23 protein-coding genes are annotated in these 24,799 nt (G+C 70.1%); 18 read left to right on the top strand and 5 right to left on the bottom strand.

The features are described 5' to 3' along the window. Positions 1-22 precede the first annotated feature (22 nt). From H629_RS0104045 to H629_RS0104010, 8 genes are all read left to right on the top strand, one after another. Positions 23-733: a cache domain-containing protein gene (locus H629_RS0104045; protein ID WP_024356068.1), complete on the top strand. Its 711-nt coding sequence runs from the start codon at positions 23-25 to the stop codon at positions 731-733. 286 nt (positions 734-1,019) lie between these two features. Further along, complete coding sequence (locus H629_RS0104040; RefSeq protein ID WP_024356067.1) at positions 1,020-1,949, top strand: ribokinase; 930 nt, start codon at positions 1,020-1,022, stop codon at positions 1,947-1,949. After that, the gene (locus H629_RS0104035; RefSeq protein ID WP_024356066.1) at positions 1,946-2,944 is read left to right on the top strand and encodes an ABC transporter permease; all 999 of its coding nucleotides are present in this window, start codon (positions 1,946-1,948) and stop codon (positions 2,942-2,944) included. The genes H629_RS0104040 and H629_RS0104035 overlap by 4 nt, the downstream gene beginning before the upstream one ends. 46 nt (positions 2,945-2,990) lie before the next feature. After that, the gene (locus tag H629_RS0104030; RefSeq protein WP_024356065.1) at positions 2,991-4,016 is read left to right on the top strand and encodes a sugar ABC transporter substrate-binding protein; all 1,026 of its coding nucleotides are present in this window, start codon (positions 2,991-2,993) and stop codon (positions 4,014-4,016) included. A gap of 42 nt (positions 4,017-4,058) precedes the next feature. Then, a complete protein-coding gene (locus tag H629_RS0104025) occupies positions 4,059-5,579 on the top strand; it encodes a sugar ABC transporter ATP-binding protein (protein ID WP_024356064.1) in 1,521 nt (506 codons plus the stop codon). A gap of 19 nt (positions 5,580-5,598) precedes the next feature. Beyond that, positions 5,599-6,054 (top strand): D-ribose pyranase, encoded by a 456-nt coding sequence (rbsD, locus tag H629_RS0104020; protein WP_024356063.1) that lies wholly within the window; start codon positions 5,599-5,601, stop codon positions 6,052-6,054. 47 nt (positions 6,055-6,101) lie between these two features. Continuing rightward, entirely contained in the window at positions 6,102-6,803 is a 702-nt protein-coding gene (gene deoC, locus H629_RS0104015) for a deoxyribose-phosphate aldolase (protein ID WP_024356062.1), read from the top strand. A 91-nt stretch (positions 6,804-6,894) separates the two neighbouring features. Continuing rightward, complete coding sequence (locus tag H629_RS0104010) at positions 6,895-7,632, top strand: GntR family transcriptional regulator (protein ID WP_029746552.1); 738 nt, start codon at positions 6,895-6,897, stop codon at positions 7,630-7,632. 45 nt (positions 7,633-7,677) lie between these two features. Here the strand turns inward: H629_RS0104010 and H629_RS0104005 are convergent, their stop codons facing one another. Continuing rightward, positions 7,678-8,808, bottom strand: a complete 1,131-nt coding sequence (locus tag H629_RS0104005) for a mannose-1-phosphate guanylyltransferase (protein ID WP_024356060.1) — start codon at positions 8,806-8,808, stop codon at positions 7,678-7,680. A 233-nt stretch (positions 8,809-9,041) separates the two neighbouring features. Between H629_RS0104005 and sdhC the strand changes: the two genes are divergently transcribed. From sdhC to H629_RS0103975, 6 genes are all read left to right on the top strand, one after another. Continuing rightward, positions 9,042-9,458 (top strand): succinate dehydrogenase, cytochrome b556 subunit, encoded by a 417-nt coding sequence (gene sdhC, locus H629_RS0104000; RefSeq protein WP_076623914.1) that lies wholly within the window; start codon positions 9,042-9,044, stop codon positions 9,456-9,458. Between the two features lie 16 nt (positions 9,459-9,474). Continuing rightward, positions 9,475-9,921, top strand: a complete 447-nt coding sequence (locus H629_RS0103995; protein ID WP_024356058.1) for a succinate dehydrogenase hydrophobic membrane anchor subunit — start codon at positions 9,475-9,477, stop codon at positions 9,919-9,921. A gap of 45 nt (positions 9,922-9,966) precedes the next feature. Then, the gene (gene sdhA / locus H629_RS0103990; RefSeq protein ID WP_024356057.1) at positions 9,967-11,799 is read left to right on the top strand and encodes a succinate dehydrogenase flavoprotein subunit; all 1,833 of its coding nucleotides are present in this window, start codon (positions 9,967-9,969) and stop codon (positions 11,797-11,799) included. Positions 11,800-11,802: 3 nt separating this feature from the next. Further along, the gene (locus H629_RS0103985) at positions 11,803-12,600 is read left to right on the top strand and encodes a succinate dehydrogenase iron-sulfur subunit (RefSeq protein WP_024356056.1); all 798 of its coding nucleotides are present in this window, start codon (positions 11,803-11,805) and stop codon (positions 12,598-12,600) included. A 37-nt stretch (positions 12,601-12,637) separates the two neighbouring features. Further along, positions 12,638-13,636 carry a YihY/virulence factor BrkB family protein gene (locus H629_RS0103980; protein ID WP_240471032.1) on the top strand — a complete coding sequence of 333 codons (999 nt, stop codon included), beginning with the start codon at positions 12,638-12,640 and terminating at the stop codon, positions 13,634-13,636. Between the two features lie 163 nt (positions 13,637-13,799). Beyond that, positions 13,800-15,104, top strand: coding sequence for a thymidine phosphorylase (locus H629_RS0103975; protein ID WP_024356054.1), 1,305 nt, complete (start codon positions 13,800-13,802; stop codon positions 15,102-15,104). Positions 15,105-15,152: 48 nt separating this feature from the next. Here H629_RS0103975 and H629_RS0103970 read toward each other — a convergent pair whose 3' ends face one another. From H629_RS0103970 to H629_RS0103955, 4 genes are all read right to left on the bottom strand, one after another. Continuing rightward, a complete protein-coding gene (locus H629_RS0103970) occupies positions 15,153-16,112 on the bottom strand; it encodes an ADP-dependent NAD(P)H-hydrate dehydratase (protein WP_024356053.1) in 960 nt (319 codons plus the stop codon). Beyond that, positions 16,109-17,935, bottom strand: coding sequence for a phospho-sugar mutase (locus H629_RS0103965; RefSeq protein ID WP_029746551.1), 1,827 nt, complete (start codon positions 17,933-17,935; stop codon positions 16,109-16,111). The genes H629_RS0103970 and H629_RS0103965 overlap by 4 nt, the downstream gene beginning before the upstream one ends. A gap of 70 nt (positions 17,936-18,005) precedes the next feature. Next, positions 18,006-19,175, bottom strand: a complete 1,170-nt coding sequence (locus H629_RS0103960) for a PucR family transcriptional regulator (RefSeq protein ID WP_024356051.1) — start codon at positions 19,173-19,175, stop codon at positions 18,006-18,008. Positions 19,176-19,203: 28 nt separating this feature from the next. Next, positions 19,204-20,433, bottom strand: a complete 1,230-nt coding sequence (locus tag H629_RS0103955) for a flavin monoamine oxidase family protein (RefSeq protein ID WP_024356050.1) — start codon at positions 20,431-20,433, stop codon at positions 19,204-19,206. A 310-nt stretch (positions 20,434-20,743) separates the two neighbouring features. Here H629_RS0103955 and H629_RS0103950 point away from each other — a divergent pair, with 310 nt between their 5' ends. From H629_RS0103950 to H629_RS0103935, 4 genes are read left to right on the top strand one after another with little or no spacing between them, the layout of a single operon-like run. Continuing rightward, a complete protein-coding gene (locus H629_RS0103950; protein WP_024356049.1) occupies positions 20,744-21,874 on the top strand; it encodes an extracellular solute-binding protein in 1,131 nt (376 codons plus the stop codon). A 3-nt stretch (positions 21,875-21,877) separates the two neighbouring features. Then, entirely contained in the window at positions 21,878-22,777 is a 900-nt protein-coding gene (locus tag H629_RS0103945; RefSeq protein ID WP_024356048.1) for an ABC transporter permease, read from the top strand. Next, positions 22,777-23,562, top strand: a complete 786-nt coding sequence (locus H629_RS0103940; protein ID WP_024356047.1) for an ABC transporter permease — start codon at positions 22,777-22,779, stop codon at positions 23,560-23,562. Before H629_RS0103945 ends, H629_RS0103940 begins: the two co-directional genes overlap by 1 nt. A 5-nt stretch (positions 23,563-23,567) precedes the next feature. Then, positions 23,568-24,749, top strand: a complete 1,182-nt coding sequence (locus H629_RS0103935) for an ABC transporter ATP-binding protein (RefSeq protein WP_024356046.1) — start codon at positions 23,568-23,570, stop codon at positions 24,747-24,749. Positions 24,750-24,799 lie beyond the last annotated feature (50 nt).

Genomic DNA, 24,799 nt, shown 5'->3' with positions numbered 1-24,799 from the left:
GGCTCGAAGGGGAGTGACTGAGGTGGGGAAGGCAGCGGATCGAGCGCTCTCTGACGGGATCGCAGCGGTCGACGAGTTCTTCGACGGCGTCTTCGCGCCGCTCGACAGCTGGGCGCCTCGCCTCGCCGCGCAACTGCAGGAGCAGCTGAGCGACGGCCCCCTGAGCGGGCATCAGCTCGCGGCGATCGTCGAGCCGGAAGCCCACGCGATCCTCGACGTCGCCGACCGGCCGCTCTACGGCGCGGGCTACTGCGCCAGTGAGGCCGTCGTCTCCGAGGGCAACCCGCTCGCCTGGTGGCAGGGGCCCGAGCGCAGTCTGCTCGCGTCATCAACTTTCGGGCCGGGTCAGGCCGCCATCGACCTCGTGCGTCTCGAGTGGTACCGGGTGCCCCAGGCCACCGGCGAGCGCCACATCGCCGGCCCCTTCGTCGACTATCTCTGCTCGAACGAGATCACCATCACCTCGTCGATCCCGGTGCTGCTCGACGGCCGCTTCTCGGGCGTCGTCTGCGCCGACGTGCTCGTCTCCTCGCTCGAGGGCGTGCTGCTGCCGAGCGTCGCAGAGCTGCCGGAGGCGACGCTCGTGAACACGGCCGGCCGCGTCGTCGTGTCGAGCGACCCGGGCTACGAGACGGGCGACCGCTTCGCCGGCGGCGACATCGCGTCCCTCGACGACTCGAAGCGGGTCGCCCGATCCGCGCGCTACCCCTTCGCGCTCGTCGCGCCGTGCTAGTCGGCGCCGTTCCTCGTCTCTGATCGCGGCTGCGAGTCGCGGGATCGCGGCGTTGCGGCGCTCCTGCTGCCGCCCGGAGCCGTGCGCTGCGGCCCGGCCGCCCGCTGCGGCCCGCGCCGCGCGCGCCGCGCGAGGCGCGCTCGACCGCGCGTCCGCGTGCTCGCCACTCGGATTCTGCGACCCGACTCGGGAGCGTGCCGGGCGCCGCTTGACGAGCGCTCCGAATCGTCCTACTATTCGTAATTGTTCATAGTTGTCCACGTACAAAGAAGTTCGGTGCGAATCAATGAAGATTGCGGTAGTCGGAAGCTACGGCGTCGGCCTCACGATGCGGGTGCCTCGCTTCCCCTCGGCGGGTGAGACGGTCAGCGGCGGCTCCTTCGCGAGCGAGCACGGCGGCAAAGGATCCAACCAGGCGATCGGCGCCGCGCGCCTCGGCGCGCGCGTCAGTTTCCTGACCGCGATCGGAGACGACGCCCACGGCAGCGCTGCCCGCGAGCTCTGGACCCGGGAGGGCGTCGACGCCGAGCGCGTCCTCACCGCGCAGGGGCCGACGATGGTCGGCTTCATCGAGGTCGACCCCTCGGGCGAGAACCGCATCGCGATCGCCCCCGGCGCCCTGGACGAGCTCGACGCCGACGCCGTCGAGGCCTTCCGCCCCGAGATCGAGGGGGCCGACGTGCTCGTGGTGTCGATGGAGATCCCCCGTGCGGCGGTCGCCGCAGCGCTGCGCATCGGCCGCCTCTGCGGCACCCGTACGCTGCTCAACCCCGCCCCCGCCAGGCGGCTCCCCGACGAGGTCTGGGCCGACATCGACGTGATCACCCCGAACCAGACCGAGGCGCCGGTGCTCCTCGGCCTGGTCGCCGACCACGGGCTCGACGACGTGGCGCTCGCGACCATGCTGCAGCAGCGCACGGGCGGGTGCGCGATCCTCACCCGCGGTGGCCACGGCGCGCTCATCGCCGACGCCGAGGGGGTGCGACCGGTGCAGGCGCACGCGGTCGCCAACGTGGTCGACACGACCGGCGCCGGCGACTCCTTCACGGCGGCCCTGGCTGTCGGGCTGGCCACCGGCCGCTCGATCGACGCCGCCGCCGAGCTGGCCGCGGCCGCCGGCGCGCACGCCGTGACCGTCGCCGGCGTCATCCCCTCACTGCCCACCGCCGAACAGCTCGGCCTGCCCCGCCCCACCCAGAACGGAGAAGCCCGATGACCACCACCGCTGCGCTTCCGCAGAAGAAGTTCGACGTCCGCGCCTTCGTGCACGCGCGCGAGGCGGGGGTGCTCGCGGCGCTCGTGCTGCTGTTCATCCTCGGTGCGGTGCTCTCGCCCAACTTCGTGCAGGCCGACAACCTGCTCTCGGTCGGTCAGCAGATCGCGCAGATCGGCATCATGGCCATCGGGGCGACGTTCGTGATCGTCAACGGGGAGATCGACCTCTCGGTGGGCTCCATCTACGCCCTCGCGGCGATCAGCACCGGAATGGTGATCGCCGCCGGCGTCGCCTGGCCGGTGGCCGTGCTCGTGGGCCTGGCCGTCGGCGTGCTCGCCGGGCTCCTCAACGGCCTGGCCGTCGTGCTGCTCGGGGTGCCCTCCTTCATCGTGACCCTCGGCACGCTGAGCGTGTTCCGGGGCGCCACGCTGCTCATCTCGGACGGCGCCCCCATCTCGCTGAGCTCGTCGCAGCCCGGAGTAGCCGAGTTCACCCTGCTCGGGCAGGGGCGGCTGTTCGGGGTCGTGCCGATGCAGCTCATCTTCTTCGCCGTCATCGCGGCCATCGGCGTCGTGCTGCTCTCGCGCTCGCGCTTCGGCTTCAACACCTACGCGGTCGGCGGCAACCAGGAGGCCGCCCGTCTCGTCGGCATCAACGTCAAGCGGGTGAAGGTGGGCGCCTTCGTGCTCTCCGGCCTGACCGCGGCCATGGCCGGCGTGCTCGGCCTCTCGTTCCTGTCGTACGTGCAGGGCGTCACGGGCACCGGTCTCGAGCTGACCGTGATCTCGGCGGTGATCATCGGAGGCGCGGCGCTCTTCGGGGGCAGCGGCACGATGCTCGGCACCGTGATCGGGGTCGCGTTCATCGGGCTGCTGCAGAACATCCTCAACATCAACGGCATCTCGTCGTTCTGGCAGACGGTCGTCACCGGCCTCGTGATCATCGCGGCCGTCGCCGCCGACACCTGGCAGCGCAAGCGCAAGACGCGGGCCTGAGCACTTCACCATCACCAACGGACACACCAGCACAAAGGAGTCATCGATGTCCCTCGTATCAGCTGCCAGGAAGGCGGCCGTCGCAGGAATCGCGGCGGCGGCACTCGCACTCGGGATGACCGGCTGCGGCGCCATCACCACGGGCAATGAGGCCGTCTCAGCGGACGGCTTCCAGCTCGCCGACTACATCCAGAAGCGGATCGACGATGGCGAGGAGCTGCGCATCAAGCTCAGCTACCACGACCCGTCGCTCGCCTTCGCCACCCCCATCACCGCGGGCATGGAGCGCGCCGGCGAGGAGCTCGGCGTCGACGTCCAGTTGATCGGTCCCACCGGCGGCGACGCCGCGAAGCAGGTCGCCGAGCTGCAGACCGCGATCCAGCAGAAGTCGGTCGACGGCCTCGCCGTCTCCTCCGCCTCGAGCGACGCCCTGAAGCCCGTGATCGAGCAGGCGTACAACGCCGGCATCCCGATCATCTCGTTCAACACCGACAACCCCGACTCGCAGCAGATGGGCTTCGTGGGCCAGGATCTCAAGGCCTCGGGTCAGGCCCAGGCCGAGGAGCTGGTCTCGGTGCTCGGCGAGGAGGCGAGCGGCAAGGTCGTGGTCTTCTCGCTCGACACCGGCGCCGGTTGGTCGCACGACCGCTTCGGCGGGTTCGAGGAGGGCCTCTCGGGCACAGACCTCGAGATCGTCGGCCCGGTGAACGTCGGCAATGAGCCCAACGCGGCCTACAACACCGTCGAGTCGACCATGGCCGGCCAGTCGGACGTCGTGGCGATCGCGGGTCTCGACTGCTGCTCGACGACCGCGGCGGCCCAGTGGGTCGAGCAGTCCGGCAACACCGGCAAGATCAGCATGGTCGGCTTCGACCTGCTGCCCCAGACGGCCGAGTTCCTCCAGAAGGGCGTCGTCACGTTCACCATCAGCCAGAACCCCGAGGAGCAGGGCTACCAGGCGGTCAAGACGCTCGTCGACTTCCTCACCGAGGGCACCGAGATCACCGGCGTCGACACCGGGGCCCAGTTCATCACCAAGGACAACCTGGGCGAGGCGACGGTCGAGGGCTGACCTCGGCCGGCGGGTCGCAGACGGAGAGACAGGAAGACGAACATGGCACACATCGAGCCGGCGGTCCGGGTGCGCGAGCTGAGCCGCGCCTTCGGGCCGGTGCGCGCCCTCGACGGCGTGAGCTTCGACATCCCCGAGGGTGAGATCACGGCCCTGCTGGGCGAGAACGGGGCCGGCAAGTCGACTCTGCTCAAGATCCTCGCCGGCCTGCAGCCGCCGAGCAGCGGCACCGTCACGGTGTTCGGGGAGGAGGTCGCGTCCTTCGACCCGAACACCGTGCTCACCCGGCACAGCGTGGCCATCGTGCCGCAGGAGCTCTCCCTGCTGCCCGACCGCACGGTGGCCGAGAACGTGCTCGCGGGCGTCGAGCCCGGCAACCGCTGGTTCCCCTCGAAAACCGGCATGCGGCGGCGCACCGCCGAACTGCTGGCCGAGCTCGATCTCGACATCGACCCGGGCACCGTCGTGCGCGAACTGGATCTCGCGACGCAGCAGCTCGTGGTGGTCGCCCGGTCGATCGCGCGCGGCTGCCGCGTGCTGATCCTCGACGAGCCCACCGCGATGCTCACCCCCGCGGAGGCCGCCCGGCTCTTCGCCCTGATGGGCCGGCTCAAGCAGGCCGGCACGACCATGATCTACGTCTCGCACCGCATGCCCGAGGTGTTCGAGCTGTGCGATCAGCTCGAGGTGCTGCGCGACGGCCGGCACGTCGCCTCGTGGCGGCGCGACGAGACGACGCCTGAGCAGGCCGTGGCGGCGATGGTCGGTCGCGAGCTCGGCCAGTTCGCCACCCGTGCCGAGCAGGCCTCCTCCGTTCGCGAGTCCGCGCCGCCCGTGCTCGAGGTCGAGCAGCTCGGCGGGCGGCGCCACGCCGACGTGAGCTTCACGGTTCGACCGGGCGAGATCCTGGGCGTCGCCGGGCTGCCCGACTCGGGGCGGGTCGAACTGCTGCAGAACATCTTCGGCGCGCAGCCGGGAGGTCACGGCTCCGTCCGCGTGCTCGGCGAGGACTACGCCTCCCGCTCGCCGATCGCGAGTGTCGAGCGGAGGCTCGCCTTCGTGCCGGGCGAGCGTCGAGCCCAGGGCCTGCTGACGACCATGAGCGTCGCCGACAACATCGGCGCTCTCACAGCTCGGTCGCTCACGAGGTTCGGCCTGATCCGCCGCCGCGAGTTCGACCGACGGGCCCGGGATCAGGCGGGGCGCCTGCGGGTCAAGACCGCGACCATGGGGCAGGGGATCACCTCGCTGTCGGGCGGGAACCAGCAGAAGGCGATGCTCGGCCGGTGGCTCGCCATCGATCCGGGCGTCATCATGCTCGACGAGCCCACCCGCGGCGTCGACGTCGGCGCGAAGGCCGAGATCTACGAGCTGCTGTTCGACCTCGCCGCTCAGGGCGTCGGGATCCTGTGCTCCTCGTCGGACCTGCCCGAACTGCTCACCATCACCGACCGCATCGCGGTGATGCGCGAGGGACGGCTCGCCGCCGTGATCGACAGCGGCGCCGCGACCGAAGAATCCATCATGGCGCTGGCGACCGGCGCCACCGCATCCGTCGCCTAGGCGACCGAGAGGAAGACTCATGAAGAAGTCAGGAATTCTGAACGACAAGCTCAGCGCCGCGCTCGCGACGCTCGGCCACACCGACCTGATCCTCGTCGTCGACGCGGGGTTCCCGATCCCGCGCGATGCCGACCGCATCGATCTCGCCATCACCGAGAACCTGCCCGATCTGCGCACCGTTCTCGGTCTCATCTCGCAGGAGCTCGTGGTGGAGGGGGTCGTGCGCGCCGAAGACGTGGTCTCGAACAACCCGCGGCTCGACGAGTGGCTGCAGCAGACCTTCGCGGGAGCCGAGTTCACCACCCGCAGCCACACGGACATGCTCGGCGAGCTCGCCCGGCAGGCGAAGGTGATCGTGCGCACGGGCGCGTTCGAGCCGTGGGGCAACATCGGCCTCGTCTGCGGCGTCGACGTGCCGAAGTGGTTCGGCGGCGACGGCGTCGTCGTTCCCGACTACTACGCCGACAAGCTCTGACCTCTCCGCGTACGCGGATCCACCGAAACAAGAAAAGAGAACTGACATTGTCTAGTGCAGAGGAACTCACGCTCGCACCCGCCGAGCTCGCACCCTACGTGCAGCACACGCTCATCGAGACGGGCATCACGAAGGAGCGGATGGTCGCGCACGCGCGCGAGGCGGTGGAGCACGGCTTCAACGCGGCGATGGTCCCCGCGTCGTGGGTGCCGCTCGTCGCCTCCGAGCTGGCGGGCACGGGCGTCGAGCTCGCGTCGGCCCTCGACTTCCCCAACGTCGGCGTCATGACCAGCGCGGGCAAGGCCGCGGAGGCGGCGGAGATCGCGCGGCTCGGAGCGACCCAGCTCGACATCGGCGTGCAGATCGGCTGGCTGAAGAGCGGCATGTACGACGAGTTCCGCGAGGACATCGCAGGTGTGGTGCGGGCGAGCGGCATCCCGGTCAAGGTGATGCTGGAGCTGCCGCTCCTCACGGAGGCGGAGCGCGAGGCCGCGGTCGAACTGTCGCAGGAGGCGGGCGCCGCGTTCTTGAAGAACGCGAGCAGCGGTCAGATCGAGACCGCGAACCCCGAGAGCGTGCGCTATCTCGTGGAGCGCGCGCGCGACGGCGTGCAGGTGAAGGCCTCGGGCTCGATCAAGACCTACGCCCAGGCGCTGTCCCTGCTGCGCGCGGGCGCCGTGCTGCTCGGCACGAGCGCCGGGCTCAAGATCATCACCGACACCGGCGACGAGAGCACCGTCAGCTACTGAGATCATCCGCCGCCCCGGTTGGACACGCCACCCGGGGCGGTGGTATCCAGGGAGCACGCACCGAGCCGGCGACAGATGATGGGAGGCGAGCGTGAGCACAATCGATCGTGACGCTCCGGTGGCGATTCACACGCAGATCTCCGACCGGATCCGTCTGAAGATCGCCTCCGGCGAGTGGCCTCCGCACTATCGGCTCAAGAGCGAACCCGAGCTGGCCCATGAGCTCGGCGTGAGCCGGGGGACGCTCAGGCGGGCCCTGTCGACGCTGATCGAGGAGGGGCTGCTGCGCCAGGTGCGCGGTCGCGGCACCTTCGTCACCTCGACGATCATCGAACCGGCGATCGCCCAGAAGCTGTCGACCCTCACCGAGGACTTCGCGCGTCAGGGGGTGGTGACGGAGACCGCGGTGATCGCCTGCGAGCTCATGGACCCGCCGAAGCCCGTGGCCGCGTTGCTCGAGGCCGGCATCGGAAGCCGCGTGCTGCGGCTGGTGCGGGTGCGCAGCACCGAGCAGGGGCCGGTGGCGCTGCTGCACAACTACGTGCGCGCCGACATCGCGCCCGGCATCGAGCAACAGGACTTCGGGGTGCAGAGCCTCTTCGGGGTGCTCGAGCAGACCTACCGGCTGAAGATCGCCTCGGCTCGGCGCACCTTCAGCGCCGAGCCGGCCTCCGACGAGGTCTCGGCCGCGCTCGGGCTCCCGGAGGGGGCGCCCGTGCAGTATCTGCAGCAGGTGACCTACCTCGACGACGACCGCCCGGTCGAGTACTCGGACGTCTGGATCCACAGCGGGCGCCTGCAGGTGACCTCGCTGCTCTCGCGCCGCTGAGGCGTCGCGGCCATCGCCGCGCCGGCCGGCTAGGCCAGGTGCCGGCTAGAGCAGATGGCCGCCGCCGGCCACCTTCATGCGGTTGACGAGGTTCTTGACGTCCTGCGCGCGGCTCTTCGTGGTGACGAGCAGCACGTCGGCGGTGTCCACCACCACCACGTCGTCCACGCCAACGAGCGCGACGAGGCGCTCGCTCTCCGAGACGACGATGCCGCTCGACGCGTCCGACAGCACCTGCGCGCCGTCGCCGAGCACGGCGAGGTCGCTGCCGCGGCCGCGGGTGAGCAGGTTGGCGACCGAGGCGAAGTCGCCCACGTCGTCCCAGTCGAAGTGAGCGGCGATGCAGACCATCTTGCCCGCGGCGGCTGCGGGCTCCGCCACCGTGTAGTCGATCGCGATCTTCGGCAGCGTCGGCCACAGCCGCTCGCGCACGTCGGCACCGCGCTCGGTGTCCCAGCTGGCGGCGATCTCGCGCAGCGCGCTCACGAGTTCGGGGTCGGAGAGGGCCATCTGGTCGAGCAGCACGGTGGCGCGCGCGATGAACATGCCCGCGTTCCAGAGGTATCCGCCGTGGGCGAGGTACTCCTCGGCCTTCTCGGCGTCGGGCTTCTCGACGAACTCCGACACGTCGTAGACGTCGAAGGGGGCGAGGTCGCCGCGGGCGTCGCCGCAGGAGATGTAGCCGAAGCCGGTCGCCGGGTGCGAGGGGTGGATGCCGATGGTGGCGATGTAGCCGCGGTCGGCCGCCTGCACCGCGGTGGTGACGGCGCGCTGGAAGAGCACGTCGCCGCGGATCACGTGGTCGGCGGCGAAGGATCCGAGGATCGCGTCGGGGTCGCGCAGTTCGAGCAGCGCGGCCGCGAGCCCGATCGCTGCCGAGGAGTCCTTCGGCTCGCTCTCGGTGATGAGATTCTGCGGCAGCAGCTCGGGCAGCTGCTGCATGACCGAGTCGCGATGCGAGACGCCGGTCACGACCATCACCCGCTCGGTGGGGGCGATAGGGGCGAGGCGGTCCCAGGTCGCGCGCAGCAGAGAGTCGCCCGAGCCCGTGAGATCGAGCAGGAACTTCGGAGCGTTCGCCCGCGACAGGGGCCAGAGGCGGGACCCGACGCCTCCGGCGGGAATCACGCAGGTGAGTCTCTCGATGGCGGGGCGCAGGACGGTGGCGTCAGACATGGCTCCAGCCTAGAGGTCGCGCGATGGCAGCGGCCAGGATCCGCGTATTCATCAGATGAATCGACGTCTCTCCGCGCCGGGCCGGGCGTGCGGGGGAGGCGCTGAAATGGTGTCATAATGGGGGCGCAGCGGATTCTCGGTTTGGAGAGACTATCGGGTGCGCCCGCGCTCGCCGAGACCGCGCTGTCAGCCGCCGAGCCGTGCTCGGCGAAGCAGGACCAAGGAGGAAGCCCGTGTCAGCCCAAACGGCAGAGGCCGCACCCGCGGCGAAGAAGAAGAGTCGCCCGGGCGGCACGCTCTACCGCGGCAACGAGGGCATGTGGTCCTGGGTGCTGCACCGCATCACCGGCGTCGCCATCTTCTTCTTCCTCCTCGTGCACGTGCTCGACACCGCCCTCGTGCGTGTCAGCCCCGAGGCCTACAACGCGGTCATGAGCGTCTACAAGACCCCCATCATGGGGCTCGGCGAGGCCGCGCTCGTGGGCGCGATCGTGTTCCACGCCTACAACGGCATCCGCATCATCCTCGTCGACTACTGGCGCAAGGGCGCCCAGTACCAGCGCGTGATGTTCTGGATCGTGATCGCCGCCTGGGCGATCACGATGGCCGGCTTCCTGCCGCGCCACCTGATGAACGTGTTCGGGCACTAGGCGAGGAGAGACAGACATGACGATGACCATCGAATCCCCCCGCTCGCAGGCGTCCGCCAAGAAGCGCACCAACTGGGAGAAGTGGGGCTGGATCTACATGCGCGTCTCGGGCGTTCTGCTCGTGGTGCTCGTGTTCGGCCACCTCTTCTCGAACCTCATCGCCACGCCGGGCGGCGTGCACGCGATCGACTTCGGCTTCGTCGGGGGCAAGCTCGCCAACCCGTTCTGGCAGGTGTGGGACGTGCTGCTGCTGTGGCTCGCCCTCATCCACGGCGCCAACGGCATGCGCACCATCGTGAACGACTACGTCACCCGCCCCGGCCTCGCGAAGACCTTCAAGGTGCTGCTGTTTCTCTCGGCCGCGCTGCTGATCCTGCTCGGCACCTTCGTGGTGTTCACGCTCGATCCCTGCCCCGCGGGAGCCGACCCGTCGCTCGTGGCGTCGTTCTGCAACGCGTCGTAGCGATCCCGGCAGCTCAGGCTTACAGATTCGAAGAATAGGACTCACGTGACCACAGACACCCATCAGGGCGAGGAAGTCACCGTCAAGGACGGTGTCACCTATCATCAGTTCGACGTCGTGATCGTCGGTGCCGGCGGAGCGGGCATGCGCGCCGCGATCGAGGCCGGCCCGAAGGCGAAGACCGCGGTCATCACCAAGCTGTACCCCACCCGTTCGCACACCGGTGCGGCGCAGGGCGGCATGGCCGCGGCGCTCGCGAACGTCGAGGACGACAACTGGGAGTGGCACACCTTCGACACCGTCAAGGGCGGCGACTACCTCGTCGACCAGGACGCGGCCGAGATCCTCGCGAAGGAGGCCATCGACGCGGTCATCGACCTCGAGAACATGGGCCTGCCCTTCAACCGCACGCCCGAGGGCAAGATCGATCAGCGCCGCTTCGGCGGTCACACTCGTGATCACGGCAAGGCCCCCGTGCGCCGTGCCTGCTACGCGGCCGACCGCACCGGTCACATGATCCTGCAGACGCTGTTCCAGAACTGCGTCAAGCTGGGCGTCAACTTCTTCAACGAGTTCTACGTGCTCGACCTCGTCATGACGGGCGAGGGCAAGGAGCGCCGCCCCGCCGGCGTCGTCGCCTACGAGCTCGCGACCGGCGAACTGCACGTCTTCCAGGCCAAGTCGATTGTCTTCGCGACCGGCGGCTTCGGCAAGATCTTCAAGACCACCTCGAACGCGCACACCCTCACGGGCGACGGCGTCGGCATCATCTGGCGCAAGGGCCTGCCGCTCGAGGACATGGAGTTCTACCAGTTCCACCCGACGGGCCTCGCGGGCCTCGGCATCCTCCTCACCGAGGGCGCCCGAGGAGAGGGAGCGATCCTGCGCAACGCGAGTGGCGAGCGCTTCATGGAGCGCTACGCCCCCACGATCAAGGACCTCGCCCCCCGCGACATCGTCGCGCGCTGCATGGTGCAGGAGGTGCTCGACGGCCGCGGTGCCGGCCCGCACAAGGACTACGTCTACCTCGACTGCACCCACCTGGGCGCCGAGGTGCTGGAGACCAAGCTCCCCGACATCACCGAGTTCGCGCGCACCTACCTGGGCGTCGATCCGGTGACGGAGCCCGTGCCGGTGTTCCCCACGGCGCACTACGCGATGGGCGGCATTCCCACGAACAACGCGGCCGAGGTCCTCATGGACAACGACACCGTCGTGCCCGGTCTCTACGCCGCCGGCGAGTGCGCCTGCGTCTCGGTGCACGGCGCGAACCGCCTCGGCACCAACTCGCTGCTCGACATCAACGTCTTCGGCAAGCGCTCCGGCAACAACGCGGCCGACTACGCGCAGACCGCCAGCTTCGTCGACCTGCCCGCCGACCCGGCGAAGGAGATCCGCGAGCTCGTCGACCGCTTCCGCACGGGCACCGGCACCGAGCGCGTCGCCGACATCCGCCGCGAGCTGCAGGAGGCGATGGACCGCGGTGCCCAGGTGTTCCGCACCGAGGAGTCGCTCACCGAGGTGCTCGGCGTGATCCACGATCTGCGCGTGCGCTACATGAACGTGGGCGTGCAGGATCGCGGCCGCCGCTACAACACCGACCTGCTCGAGGCGATCGAGCTGGGCTTCCTGCTCGACCTCGCGGAGGTGCTCGCCTACACGGCGCGCAACCGCAAGGAGAGCCGCGGCGGCCACATGCGCGACGACTACCCGAACCGCGACGATGAGAACTACATGCAGCACACCATGGCGTATCTCTCGGGCGACCCCCACTCGGCCGATCCCGACGATCACATCCGGCTCGACTGGAAGCCCGTCGTGTTCACGAAGAACGAGCAGGGTGAGTTGAACTACCCGCCCATGGAGAGGAAGTACTAGGCCATGAGCACCGCTACCGCTGAAGCGACCGCCGTCGACTCCACCCAGGCCTCGGCCTCGGGCAGCGCGCCCGACGCGCCGAAGCCGTTCACCGTCACCCTGCTGGTGCGCCGCTACAACCCGGAGTCGGGTCGTGACGCGTACTGGGAGGACTTCGACGTCGAGATGTACCCGACGGATCGCATCCTCGACGCGCTGCACCGCATCAAGTGGGATCAGGACGGCACGCTCGCGTTCCGTCGCTCCTGCGCCCACGGCATCTGCGGCTCGGATGCGATGCGCATCAACGGCCGCAACCGTCTCGCGTGCAAGACCCTCATCAAGGATCTCGACATCTCGAAGCCGATCTACGTCGAGGCGATCAAGGGTCTGCCGCTCGAGAAGGATCTGATCGTCGACATGGAGCCGTTCTTCGCGGCCTACCGCGCGGTCAACCCGTTCCTCATGCCGAATGCGGCCCCCGCGGAGCCTGGCAAGGAGCGCCTGCAGACCATCGAGGATCGCGAGCGCTTCGACGACACCACCAAGTGCATCCTGTGCGCCGCGTGCACCACGAGCTGCCCGGTGTTCTGGACCGACGGCCAGTACTTCGGCCCGGCCGCCATCGTCAACGCGCACCGCTTCATCTTCGACTCGCGCGACGACAACGCCCAGGTGCGTCTCGACGTGCTGAACGACACCGAGGGCGTGTGGCGCTGCCGCACCACCTTCAACTGCACCGACGCGTGCCCGCGCGGCATCCAGGTCACCAAGGCTATCGCCGAGGTGAAGGCTGCGATCCGCACCGGCAAGACGAAGTAGCGCCCGCGCCCAGCGCCGGGTGGCTGCACTCGACGGCATGACGACGCCCCGCGATCCGGAGCCCTCGCAGGAGGGCCGGGATCGCGGGGCGTCGCGCGTCTCGGCGGTGGGTCGCGAGCTGGTCGGCCGGGGCGAGAGCATCTGGTCGCGGCTGCGCGACTCGCGCCCGTTCCGCGCCTTCTTCCACTTCACCGACGTCGGTGGATCGGTGCTTGCCGCCGGGATGAGCTATCAGGCGGTGTTCGCGGTGTTCGCGGCGCTGTGGATCGGCTTCAGCGTGTTCGGCATCATGCTGCGCGGGCGCCCGGAGCTGCTCGAATCGCTGATCATGCAGCTCAACCTGTTCGTGCCGGGCCTCGTGGGCACCGACGACGATGGGGCCGTGTCGCTGGCCGCGCTGCTGCAGAGCCGCACCCTCGACTGGAGCAGCGCGATCGCGGGTGTCGCGCTGGTGTACGTGGCCGTGGCGTGGTTCACGGGGACGCGCCGTTCGATCCGCATCATCTTCGGGCTCGAGGTGCGCCAGTACCGCAATGTGGTGCTGCTGAAACTGCGCGATCTGCTGCTGGCGCTGTGCTTCCTGCTGGCGATCCTGGTGTCGGCGGCGCTCACGGTGCTCAGCTCGAACCTGACCGATCTGCTCGTGTCGTGGTTGGGTGGCGATCCCGACGGCTGGTTGCTGGGCGGCCTGGGTACGATCGCGCGCTACGGTGCGATGTACGTGTTCGATACGCTCGTGCTCATGGCGATCTTCCGGCTGCTCGCCGAGGTGCGGTTGCCGCTGTGGAGCCTGCTGCGGGGCTGCGCTCTCGGCAGTGCGGCTCTGTTCGGTATGAAGGTGCTGGGTTCCTCGCTGCTCGGGGGTGTGTCGCACAACCCGCTGCTGGCGTCGTTCGCGGTGCTCGTCGGCCTGCTGGTCTGGTTCAACGTGATCTGCCGCATCCTGCTGCTGACGGGGTGCTGGATCGCGGCGGGGCAGGACCGGGCGCTGGGGCGGCCGGATCCTGCGCGCTCGCGCGTGCTCGACGTGTTCTGAGCGCTTCGAGGGTCTCTCTTCCCCTCCGTATGGGATCTGCCGTTCGTATGGGATCTGCCATCCATATGCCGGATTGGGCCGATTTCGGCATACGATCGGTGGATCCCATACCGACGGCGACGATTGAAGAGCGGGGCGCGGGGCGCCGCCGTAGGGTGGAGGTATGGAGCAGCTCCGGGATCCCGAACCCTTCGACGTCGTCGATCTGATCACGCGCAAGCGCTTCGCGGGCGCCCTCGACCGCGCCGAGATCGACTGGGTGGTCGATGCCTTCACGCGCGGCGCGGTGGCGCCGGAGCAGATGAGTGCGCTGCTCATGGCGATCGTGATTCAAGGCATGGGGCGGGAGGAGATCCGTGATCTGACCGCCGCGATGATCGCGAGCGGTGAGCGTCTGGGCTTCTCGGGGCTCGGCCGGCCCGCGATCGACAAGCACTCGACGGGCGGCGTGGGCGACAAGATCACGCTGCCGCTGGTGCCGCTTCTGGCCTCTCTCGGGGTGGCGGTGCCGCAGCTGTCGGGGCGGGGCCTCGGGCACACGGGCGGCACGCTTGACAAGCTCGAGTCGATCTCCGGCTGGCGCGCGGCGCTGTCGAACGACGAGATGGAGCGGATGCTGCGCGAGGTGGGCGGGGTGATCTGCGCGGCCGGTTCGGGGCTCGCGCCGGCGGATCGCGCGATGTACGCCCTGCGCGACGTGACGGGCACGGTGGCGTCGGTGCCGCTCATCGCCTCGTCGATCATGAGCAAGAAGATCGCGGAGGGCGCCGACGGCCTGGTGCTCGACGTGAAGTTCGGTTCGGGCGCCTTCCTGCCCGACGCCGCGGATGCGCGCGAGCTCGCGACGACGATGACGCGGCTGGGCGCCGATTCGGGGCTGCGCACGGTGGCGCTCATCACGGACATGGACGCGCCGCTGGGGCGCGCGGTCGGCAACGCGAACGAGGTGCGCGAGTCGGTCGAGGTGCTGGCGGGCGGCGGGCCAGACGACGTGGTGGAGTTGACGCTCGCGCTGGCTCGGGAGATGCTTGCGCTCACCGGGCGCGATGATGTCGATCCCGCTGATGCGCTGGCCGACGGCCGGGCGATGGACGCGTGGCGGCGCCTCATCGCGGGGCAGGGCGGCGACCCGGATGCCCCGCTGCCCGTGGCGCGCGACACCGAGACGGTGCGTGCTGCTGCCGACGGCGTGGTGCAGCGCGTGGACGCCCGAGCTGTGGGGGTGGGCGCCTGGCGTCTCGGCGCTGGGCGGGCGCGGCCCGGCGATCCTGTGGATCACGCGGCGGGGGTGGAGGTGCTGGTGCGGCCCGGCGACCGGGTGCGGGCCGGCGATCCGCTCTTCGAGGTGGCCTGCGATTCGCCCGGCCGGCTGGTGCGCGGCCTGGAGTCGCTGGCGGGGGCTGTGGAGCTCGGAGATGCGGATCCGGATCCCCGACCGCTCATCGTCGACCGCGTGACCGCCGACTGAGGCGAGCGCCCTTCGCCTGCCGGCTACGGCGGCTGACCGGGCGCCCGCTCAGCTGAGCGTCGCGAAGGCCTCCGGGATCGCATCGGCGACGTCGAGCGCGGTGATCGGACGGCCGGCGGCGCGAGCCTCGGCGTCTCCAGAGGCGATTCTGGCCGCGGTGTCGTGCAGCAGGGCCGCCGTCGCGCCGAGGCGGCCGAGCACGGCGGGGGATTCCCGCACCTGCTCGGCGTGGGCAGCGACGAGCGCGCCGAGGATGCCGGCGAGCACGTCGCCGGTGCCGGCGGTCGCGAGCCACGGGGTGGCGGGGCCCACTCGCAGGATCTGGCCGTCGGGCGCGGCGCACACCGTGAGCGAGCCCTTGAGCAGCACGGTGGTGCCGAGGCGCTCGGCCAGACGGGATGCGGCGCGGGCGCGCCCGATCTGCGCGATGTCGTCGTCGGCGTCGCCGCTGCGCGGCGCCCAGTCGTCGGGTAGTTCGCCGAGGCCCGCCGCGCGCCAGAGGCGCTCGAACTCGCCGCCGTGCGGGGTGAGGATCGCCGGGGCGCCGCCCGGGAGAGACGCGGCGGTGCTGTCGGCATCGGTCTCGGCGGTCACGGCGAGGTCCAGCGCGCCGGCGTCGATCACGAGCGGGGCGCTGCCGCGCCGCAGCTGCCGCAGCGCGGACTGCTCCGCCGAGGAGCGGTCGGCCGGGTCGGTGCCTGATCCGAGCACCCAGGCGTCGCAGGCACGGGATCCGGGCTCCCCGAACACGGTCTCCGGATGCGCCGCGAGTACTGCGGCCGCGGGCGACGGCAGCCCGTGGGGCGAGGCGTCGTCGTCCAGCGGGGGCACGTAGCGCAGCAGGCCGACCCCGGTGCGCCAGGCGGCGGAGACGCCCAGCACCGCGGCCCCGGGATACTGGGCCGACCCCGTGCGCACGCCGAGCACGCCGCGCCGGTACTTGTTGTCGCGCGCGCCCGGTCGACACAGCCACTCGGCTGCGTGCTCCCGGGACCAGCGCGTGATCATTCCTCGCCGTCCTCCGCGAGCCGGTCGAGGTAGTCGCGCACCGCGCGCTCCAGATCGGTGAGCGAACGCTCGGCGGCGGTGCGCCGGGCCCGGGCCGAGCCCTCGTCGCTGAAAGTGTCGAGATAGATCTTGAGCTTGGGCTCGGTGCCGCTCGGGCGGATCATCACGCGGGAGCCGTCGGCGAGGTCGTAGCGCAGCACATCGGCTGGCACCTCGGCCAGGCCCGGCACCAGCAGATCCTGCGAGGAGGCCACCTCGGCGTCGCCGAAGGCGGTCGGCGGATCCTGGCGCACCCGCGCGGCGAGCGCCGACGCCGCCGCCATGGATGGAAGCCGCAGCGTGATCTGACCGCTCGCGAAGTGCCCGAAGCGCTCGCTCGCGTCGTCGAGCAGATCCCACAGCGTGCGCCCCTCGGACGCCGCCTCGCGGGCCATCGCGATCGCATCGGCCGCGGCCGAGATGCCGTCCTTGTCGCGCACGATCTCGGGGTGGGTGAGGTAGCCGAGCGCCTCCTCGAAGCCGAACACGAGCCCGGGCACCCGCGACACCCACTTGAAGCCCGACAGCGTCTCGGCATAGTCGAGACCGTACTCGCGGGCGACCGCACCCAGCGCGGGCGAGGAGACGATGGTGCAGGCGAGCGCGCCCGAGGAGGGAGTGCCGGCGGTCGCAGCGCGCACCCGTTCGCGCTCGGCGGCACGCCAGCCGAGCAGCAGCCCGAGCTCGTTGCCCGTGAGACGGCGGTAGCCGGATTCCTCGTCGGGGTGCGGCAGCGCGATCGCGAGACGGTCGGCATCCGGGTCGTGCGCCACCACGAGGTCGGCGTCGATGCCGCGGGCGGTGCGGAATGCGAGATCGAGCGCCCCCGGCTCCTCCGGGTTCGGGAACGCGACCGTGGGGAAGGCCCCGTCAGGCCGGTCCTGCTCGCGCACCGGCACCACCGAGGGCAGCCCGGTCGAGGCGAACACGCGTCGCGCGAGGTCGGAGCCGACGCCGTGCATCGCGGTGTAGGCGACCCGCAGCCCGGTGTCGGCGCCGACGGCGACCCCCGGAGCCTCGGGGCGCTGCGGCAGTCCGCCGAGCAGCGCGGCCGCGGTCTCGGAGATGTAGGCGTCCGCGACGCCGCCCCCCAGCACGGTGTAGTCGGTGGATCGGGGAAGCTGAGAGACGGCGGCCTGCGCGACCCGTTCGATGTGGGCCGCGATCTCGGCGTCGGCAGGGGGAACGATCTGCGATCCGCCGTCATCGTCGCCGAGATACACCTTGTAGCCGTTGTCGCGGGGCGGATTGTGGCTCGCGGTCACCATCACCCCGGCCGACACCCCGAGATGCCGCACCGCGAAAGCGGTGAGCGGCGTCGGGCCCGCCTCGGGCAGCAGGAAGACGCGCACCCCGGCGCCCGCCATCACCTCGGCGGTGTCGCGCGCGAACACGGCGGAGCCGACGCGGCCGTCGAAGCCGACCACGATCGACGGCGGTGCGGCGGTGCGGCCGGCGGCGGCGCGCTCCAGGAGATAGGCCGCGAAGCCGGCGCTCGTCTGCGACACCACCGTGCGGTTCATGCGCCGCGGGCCCGCGCCGAGCCTGCCGCGCAGGCCGGCCGTGCCGAAGGCGAGCCTGCCGCCGAACGCCTCGCTCAGCTCGGTCGCCGCCTCGGCGTCGCCGTTGAGCGTCGCGGTGATGAGGCGCCTCGTCTCGGCCTGGGTCTCGGGATCGATGTCCTGCTCGGCCCAGGCGCTCGCCTCGGTGATGCGGTCGAGCAGCACTTCCTCGAAGCGCTCGGATCCGCCATTCCCCTGCGTTGCCTCATCGGGCAGTGCCATCGCGGTTCTCCCTTCCCGCCACGAGTGTCGCGGTCGTTTCAAGCTACCATTCCGGCGGCGGGGCGGGCGTTCAGCCGGCCTCGTCGGGCAGCCCGGCGGGCGCCGCGGCCACCGGTTCGGAGGGTTCGAGATCGCCGCAGCCGATCGCGGCCTGCACCGCCAGCCAGCACTCGGCGGTGTCCTCGATCGAGGAGAGGTCGCGGTCGATGATCTTCTCGATGCGCGAGATGCGCGCGATGAGCGTCTGCCGGTGCACGAAGAGACGCTCGGCGGCGCGCACCCAGCTGCGGTTCTCCTCCAGGAACACGCGCAGCGTCTGCGTGAGCGACGTGCCGCGCTGCATGTCGTAGGTGCGCAGCGGGCCCAGCACCTGATTCGCGATGCGGCGCAGCTGCTCGGCGCTGCTGGGGAGGAACAACGAGGTGCTCTCGTGCTCGCCGAAGTGCAGCACGCCGCTCGCGAGATGATTGCGGATGAGCGCGCTGCGGGCCTGCTGCAGAGCCGTCAGCAGCTCGCCGAGATCCTCGAAGGGGGTGCTCGCCCCGATGCGGGTGCCGGCCACGGCGACCGCATCGAGCGCCTGCGCGAGCGGCTCGCCGGCCTCGGCGAGGAGCACGAGCTGATCGCCCTCCGCGACGGTGAGCACGGGCAGGTGCTGCGCGGCGAAGGCGTCCCGGATCTGCTGCTGCACCGCCCGTCCGCCGGCCCCCTGCGCGACGGCGACCAGCGAGGGCTGCCGGATACCGTGCGGTTCGAGCAGGCGTGCGGCTGCGGGACCGGGGATCGCGCCGGTGCAGAGCTCCGCGAGCAGTAGCGCGCCGTAGCGCTGCTCAGTCTGCTGCACCAGCTTGTCCCGGCTGCGCTGCACGGCCTCCGCGACCGACATCGCGAGCGTGATGTAGCGCACCTCGTGCTCGGTCGACAGCACCGGGAAGCCGATGTGGGCAGCGTAGGCGAGTGCGGGCTCCGTGAACGAGCCGCCCATCATGTGCTCGTCGACCGTCACCGCGGCGATCCCGACCGCCTGCATGCCGCGCAGGTAGGCGCACTGCTCGTCGGTCGTGCGCGGCACGCCGATCCCGGTCGTCATCACCAGCGCCCCGTCACCCAGCCAGCGCCACGGATCGGGCTGCTCGCACACGTGCGCCCAGGTGATGGCGCGCTCCTCCCCGATGCCCGGTGTCAGCGACACCGTGCGAGCGGCGGGAAGGTCGAGAAGCGACCTCACGGTGAAGGTCATGAGTCAAGCGTACATTTGCCGGGGCGCGTCATGACCGGAGAGCGCGCTCGATCGCTGCGGCCGCCCGGTAGCCCGAGTCGACGGCGCCCGAGAGCGACTGGGCGAGCCCCGTGTGCTCGCCGGCGATGGCGACGCGGCCGGCGGGCTGCTCGAAGACGCGGGCGTCCGCCGCCTCCCAGTCGAGACCGGGCGCGGTGTACGAGCCGCGGGTCCACGGATCGTCCGCCCAGGTGGTGAGCAGCACCTCGCCGTCGATCTCGAGCTCGGGCCGCATCTGCCGGAGCGCGGCGACCCAGCCGTCGGCGCCGTCGGCGGCCCCCAGCGCGTCGAGCGCGAACGGCCCGCCGGCGAACGACGACAGCGCCGAGATGCGATGCTCGCCGTCGATCGACAGCGAGCGCCACGACCACCAGGTGTGATCGGGGTTCTGCAGCGCGATGTCGTCGTCGACGCGCGAGAGGGGCACGCCGAGCTTCGCAGCGACCCCCATGAATCGGTGGTCGAGAGCGCGCTGCTGCTCGTCCGGCAGCGCGAAGCCCAAATCGAGTTCCCGCAGGATCGGCAGCGGCACCGCCAGCACCGCCGCGTCGGCGTCGAGGCGCGTGCCGTCGACGAGCGTCACCTGCACCGCGGTCTCCGACTGCTCGATCGCCGCGATCGGATGCTCGAGCCGCACGCGGTCGCCGAGGCGCCGCGCGAGCTCGAGCGAGAGCGCCTGATTGCCGCCGACGAAGCGCCCGCCGTCCTCGACGTAGCCGCCGGCGGTCGAGGACTCGTGCAGCAGCACCGCCTCAGCGCTGACGAGAGCGGGATCGGCCGCCGCCGAGGTGGTCGTGCGCCGGTAGACGGGGTCGAGGCGGTAGCCGGCGCCGAGCGCTTCGGCGAAGGCGCGCTCCAGCGACACCCCGCGCTCGCCGTCGGCGATCATCCGGGCGAGCGTGTCGCGCACGAGCGCGGTCGTCTCGCCGAGCTCCGCGAAGGAGATCACGCGCCCGTTCACGGTGCGGCGTCCGTAGCGCACGTTGTGCGACATGATCGGCACGCCCACCTCGGCCGCGAGTCGGCGGATCGGGAACTCGGTGGGGAAGACGTACTCGCCCCCGCGCTCGGTCACCTCGCCGTTGCCGAGGCGCTGCGACCAGGTGCGGCCCCCGACGCGATCCCGCGCTTCGAGCACGGTGCATCGATGGCCGGCCTTCTCCAGCTCCCACGCGGCGGTGAGGCCGGCGAGACCGGCTCCGATGACGACGATGTCCATTGCGTTCCTCCTCGAACGATGAGCGGTGCCCGAACACCCATGCTAAGGACCGAGGCGGGTCGCCGAGCCCTCCGCGGGCATACTCGGAGGCGAAACCTTATGTTCGTACTACCGTCGCCGGGCCCGCCATACGAAGCTATGAAAGATCTCCCGCAGCGGTAACGAAGGGGTAACGGGGCGGGGCGGGCTTCGATTCCGGCAGCTAGGTTCGGGAAGCGGCAGGGCGGACCACCCGCCCGACCGCAGCGCAGCCCGGAGCCGCCCACGCAGCCCGGAGCCGCGCGACCATCACGATGAAGTGAGGAAGTTCATGTCAATTCTCAGAGACCCGAAGACTCGTCGCGGCGTTTCGCTCGTCGCCGGTTCGGCGGCGCTCGCGCTCGCGCTGGTCGGGTGCAGCGGCGGAGGCGGCAACGAGGAGCCCGCGCCCGAGCGCGACCTCGGCACCCCGGTGGCGGGCCAGATCAAGGAGGGCGCCCTCGACGGCGTCACGCTCACCTTCGCCGGATCCGGCGGCGTCTTCCAGGACGGCCAGACCGAGGCGCTGTGGAACCCGTTCGCCGAGGCGTCGGGCGCGAAGTTCAACCAGGACGCCTTCGACGCGGGCAAGCTGAAGGCCATGGTCGACAGCGGCAACGTCAGCTGGGACATCGTCAACACCACCCAGTTCGACACCGCGCGCGGCTGCGGCACCCTCTACGAGAAGTACGACTACTCGCAGATCGACACCTCGAAGATCCCCGAGGGCACCATCACCGACGAGTGCATGGTCCCGCAGATCCTCTACGGCCTCGTGGTCGTGTACAACACCGATAAGTTCGGCGACAACCCGCCGACGAGCGCCGCCGACTTCTTCGACACCGAGAAGTTCCCCGGCAAGCGCACGGTGAGCCAGTCCACCTACGTCGACCCGCAGACGGTCGAGTTCGCCCTCACCGCGCAGGGCAAGGACGTGAAGAAGCTGAAGCCCGAGGACATCGAGGGCGCCTTCGACATGTACCGCGACCTCGGCAACGACGTGATCGGCTGGACCACCGGAGCGCAGGCGCAGCAGCAGCTCGAAGCCGGCGAGGCCGTGATGGGCCTCGTGTGGTCGGGCCGCGGCTACGGCGCCGCCAACGCGGGCGCCCCCGTCGCCCCGATGTGGGACCAGTGGATGATCATGGTCGACTCGAACGGCATCCCGAAGGGCGTGAAGGACAAGCAGGCCGCCTTCGCCGCCGTGAACTACTCGATCGGCGCCGAGCAGCAGGCGAAGATGACCGAGCTCACCTCCTACGGCGGGGTGAACGTCGACGCGAAGCCGCAGATGGACGAACTGCTCACCGAGTGGATGACGACCGAGCACCTCGACACGGGAATCGCCCCGAACGTCGACTTCTGGGTCGAGAACTACGACGCGCTGTCGGCCGCCTGGGCCGGATGGGCGACCGGGAACTAAATCATGAGCGAAGGCACTGTCACCGAGACCATCGCGGTCTCAGGTGCGGATGCCGGACGGCGGAAGCGGGGGCCGAGGAATTGGCGCCCGCTTCTGCTGCTCGTCCCGGCATTCGTGATCGTTTCACTGTTCTTCCTGGCGCCGCTGGTGGATGTGTTCATCCGCTCGGTCACCGACCCGCAGCCGGGAGTGCAGAACTACGTCTGGCTGGTCACCACCCCGGCGAACCTCAATGTGGTGCTGCGCACCTTCGGCACCGCGATCCTGGTGACGATCGTGTGCCTGCTGCTCGCGTACCCGTACGCCTACCTGATGACCATCGTCTCGGATCGCACCCGCAACCTCATGCAGCTCTTCATCATGATGCCGTTGTGGACCTCGATCCTCGTGCGCACGCTCGCCTGGATGGTGCTGCTGCAGGACACCGGCCCCATCAACGGTCTGCTCGCCGCATGGTTCGGGATCGGTCCGATCCCGCTGATCCGCACCACCTTCGGCGTGGCTCTCGGCATGTCGCAGGTGCTGCTCCCCTTCATGGTGCTGCCCCTGTACTCGTCGATGGCGAAGATCGACAAGCGGCTGCTGCCCGCGGCCTCGAACCTGGGCGCGAACCCGGTGACCGCGTTCTTCACGGTCTACCTGCCGCTGTCGAAGCCGGGCATCTTCTCGGGCGGGGTCACCGTGTTCATCCTCGGCCTCGGCTTCTACATCATCCCGGCGCTGCTGGGATCCTCGAAGGAGATCATGATCTCGGCGCTGATCCAGCAGCAGATCAGCGTGTTCCTGATGTGGGGTCAGGGCACCGCGCTCGGCATCTTCCTGCTCGTCTGCACGGTGCTGATCCTCGTGATCGTGTCGCGGCTCAACCGCGGCGGCAGCCTCTTCCCGGGGGTGAACCGCTGATGACCTCGAAGCGCATCCTCGGCGTCTTCGCGACGCTGATCGTGCTGTGGCTGATCGTGCCCACCCTCATCATCATCCCGATGTCGTTCAACGAGGCCTCCTCGTTCAACTTCCCGCCGAAGGGCTTCTCGACCCGCTGGTACGAGAACTTCTTCACCGACCCGTCCTGGCTGCAGGCGCTCGGCTCGTCGCTGCAGGTCGCGATCCTCACGATGATCGTGGCGACCGCGGTCGGCGTGCTCGCGGCGCTCGGGCTCTCGAAGGTGCGGTTCCGGGGCAAGGGCCTCATGGAGGGGTACTTCCTGCTGCCGCTCATCGTGCCCGGCATCGTGCTCGCGGTGGGCCTGTACTCGCTGTTCCTGCGCATGGATCTGCTCGGCACGCTGCCCGGCTTCGTGCTGGCGCACACGATCGTGTCGATGCCGCTCGTGATCACCAACGTGATGGCGTCGCTGCAGGGACTCGACCCCCGGCTGGAGCAGGCCTCGGCCTCGCTCGGCGCTGGCAAGGTGCGCACCTTCTTCAGCATCACCCTGCCGCTCATCGCGCCGGGTGTGACGGCGGGCGCGCTGTTCGCGTTCGTCACCTCGTTCGACGAGGTGATCCTCTCGCTGTTCATCCAGTCCCCCTCCCTGCAGACGCTGCCCGTGAAGATCTTCAACAGCGTCACCCAGACCAATGACCCCACGGTGGCTGCCGTGGCGGTGATCACGATGCTCACCTCGGTGATCGTGATGCTCATCGCCCAGTTCGCCACGCGGAAGAGAAAGCGACCGGTAGCGTGAACGCTATGACTCACAACGAGATCCCCGTGCCCGACGGGCACGAGCAGGAGCTGCGCGCCGAGGGGCTGAACACCTCGGCGATCCACCAGATCGGCGAGGCCGGCATCAGCCTCAGCCAGGTGACGAAGCGCTACGGCGAGAGCACCGTGGTCGACGAGATCGACCTCGTGATCGAGCCCGGCGAGTTCATGACCTTCCTCGGCCCGTCGGGATCCGGCAAGACGACCACGCTGAACATGATCGCCGGCTTCACCTCGGTCACCGAGGGGCACCTGCACATCTACGGCAAGCCCGTCGCGAAGCTGCCCCCGCACAAGCGCGACATCGGCATGGTGTTCCAGAACTATGCGCTGTTCCCGCACAAGACGGTGGCCGAGAACATCGCCTACCCGCTGCAGCGCCGCAAGATCGGCAAGGAGCAGCAGAAGCAGATGGTCGCCGACGCCCTCGGGATGGTGCGCATGGGCGACTACGGCGACCGCTACCCGTCGGAGCTGTCGGGCGGCCAGCAGCAGCGCGTCGCCCTGGCGCGCGCCCTCGTCTACGAGCCGCGCGTGCTGCTCATGGACGAGCCGCTGGGCGCGCTCGACAAGAAGCTGCGCGAGTGGCTGCAGGGCGAGATCAAGCGGATCCACCGCGAGGTCGGATCCACCTTCGTCTACGTGACGCACGACCAGGAGGAGGCACTGTCGATGTCGGATCGCATCGCCGTCTTCAACAACGGCCGCATCGAGCAGGTCGGCACCTCGGAGGATCTCTACGAGGCGCCGCAGACCCTGTTCGTGGGGCGCTTCCTCGGCGAGTCCACGGTGCTGCTCGGCAAGGGCGTGCGGGACGGGGATCGCCGCACCGCGATCGAGGTGGCCGGTCACCGCGTCGTGGCGGACGGCCAGTCGACGCATGAGGACCTTGCGATCCTGATCCGCCCCGAGAACCTGCGACTCGAGACGGCGGGCACGCCCGCGGGCGAGCACGAGAACTCGATCCCGGTCACCATCACCGACGTCACCTACCTCGGGGCGTCGCGCCGCTACACGGTGCGCCTGCCCGACGGCACGGAGGGGGCGGTGCGGCTCGGACAGGACGCCCGCATCCACAACCGCGGCGACGAGGTCGCCATGATGTGGAGCATCCCCTCGGGCGTGCTGCTCGTAAACACCGGCGAAGCGGGCGAGTCGACGACCTGAGGTCGTTGCAGACGTCGAAAGGCGGATTCCGCAGGCGAACCGGGAGGTTC

Source organism: Leucobacter chironomi DSM 19883 (assembly GCF_000421845.1).
GTDB classification, from domain to species: domain Bacteria; phylum Actinomycetota; class Actinomycetes; order Actinomycetales; family Microbacteriaceae; genus Leucobacter; species Leucobacter chironomi.
The sequence above is the reverse complement of the archived record's forward strand: the minus strand, read 5'-3'. Positions and strand labels throughout refer to the sequence as shown.

Excerpts from the sequence above, each read along its gene's own strand:
- H629_RS0104040 (WP_024356067.1), top strand. The coding sequence starts at position 1,020 with ATGAAGATTGCGGTAGTCGGAAGCTACGGCGTCGGCCTCACGATGCGG.
- H629_RS0104035 (WP_024356066.1), top strand. The coding sequence starts at position 1,946 with ATGACCACCACCGCTGCGCTTCCGCAGAAGAAGTTCGACGTCCGCGCC.
- H629_RS0104030 (WP_024356065.1), top strand. The coding sequence starts at position 2,991 with ATGTCCCTCGTATCAGCTGCCAGGAAGGCGGCCGTCGCAGGAATCGCG.
- H629_RS0104025 (WP_024356064.1), top strand. The coding sequence starts at position 4,059 with ATGGCACACATCGAGCCGGCGGTCCGGGTGCGCGAGCTGAGCCGCGCC.
- rbsD (WP_024356063.1), top strand. The coding sequence starts at position 5,599 with ATGAAGAAGTCAGGAATTCTGAACGACAAGCTCAGCGCCGCGCTCGCG.
- H629_RS0104005 (WP_024356060.1), bottom strand. The coding sequence starts at position 8,808 with ATGTCTGACGCCACCGTCCTGCGCCCCGCCATCGAGAGACTCACCTGC.
- H629_RS0103995 (WP_024356058.1), top strand. The coding sequence starts at position 9,475 with ATGACGATGACCATCGAATCCCCCCGCTCGCAGGCGTCCGCCAAGAAG.
- H629_RS0103985 (WP_024356056.1), top strand. The coding sequence starts at position 11,803 with ATGAGCACCGCTACCGCTGAAGCGACCGCCGTCGACTCCACCCAGGCC.
- H629_RS0103980 (WP_240471032.1), top strand. The coding sequence starts at position 12,638 with ATGACGACGCCCCGCGATCCGGAGCCCTCGCAGGAGGGCCGGGATCGC.
- H629_RS0103975 (WP_024356054.1), top strand. The coding sequence starts at position 13,800 with ATGGAGCAGCTCCGGGATCCCGAACCCTTCGACGTCGTCGATCTGATC.
- H629_RS0103970 (WP_024356053.1), bottom strand. The coding sequence starts at position 16,112 with ATGATCACGCGCTGGTCCCGGGAGCACGCAGCCGAGTGGCTGTGTCGA.
- H629_RS0103965 (WP_029746551.1), bottom strand. The coding sequence starts at position 17,935 with ATGGCACTGCCCGATGAGGCAACGCAGGGGAATGGCGGATCCGAGCGC.
- H629_RS0103960 (WP_024356051.1), bottom strand. The coding sequence starts at position 19,175 with ATGACCTTCACCGTGAGGTCGCTTCTCGACCTTCCCGCCGCTCGCACG.
- H629_RS0103955 (WP_024356050.1), bottom strand. The coding sequence starts at position 20,433 with ATGGACATCGTCGTCATCGGAGCCGGTCTCGCCGGCCTCACCGCCGCG.
- H629_RS0103950 (WP_024356049.1), top strand. The coding sequence starts at position 20,744 with ATGTCAATTCTCAGAGACCCGAAGACTCGTCGCGGCGTTTCGCTCGTC.
- H629_RS0103945 (WP_024356048.1), top strand. The coding sequence starts at position 21,878 with ATGAGCGAAGGCACTGTCACCGAGACCATCGCGGTCTCAGGTGCGGAT.
- H629_RS0103940 (WP_024356047.1), top strand. The coding sequence starts at position 22,777 with ATGACCTCGAAGCGCATCCTCGGCGTCTTCGCGACGCTGATCGTGCTG.
- H629_RS0103935 (WP_024356046.1), top strand. The coding sequence starts at position 23,568 with ATGACTCACAACGAGATCCCCGTGCCCGACGGGCACGAGCAGGAGCTG.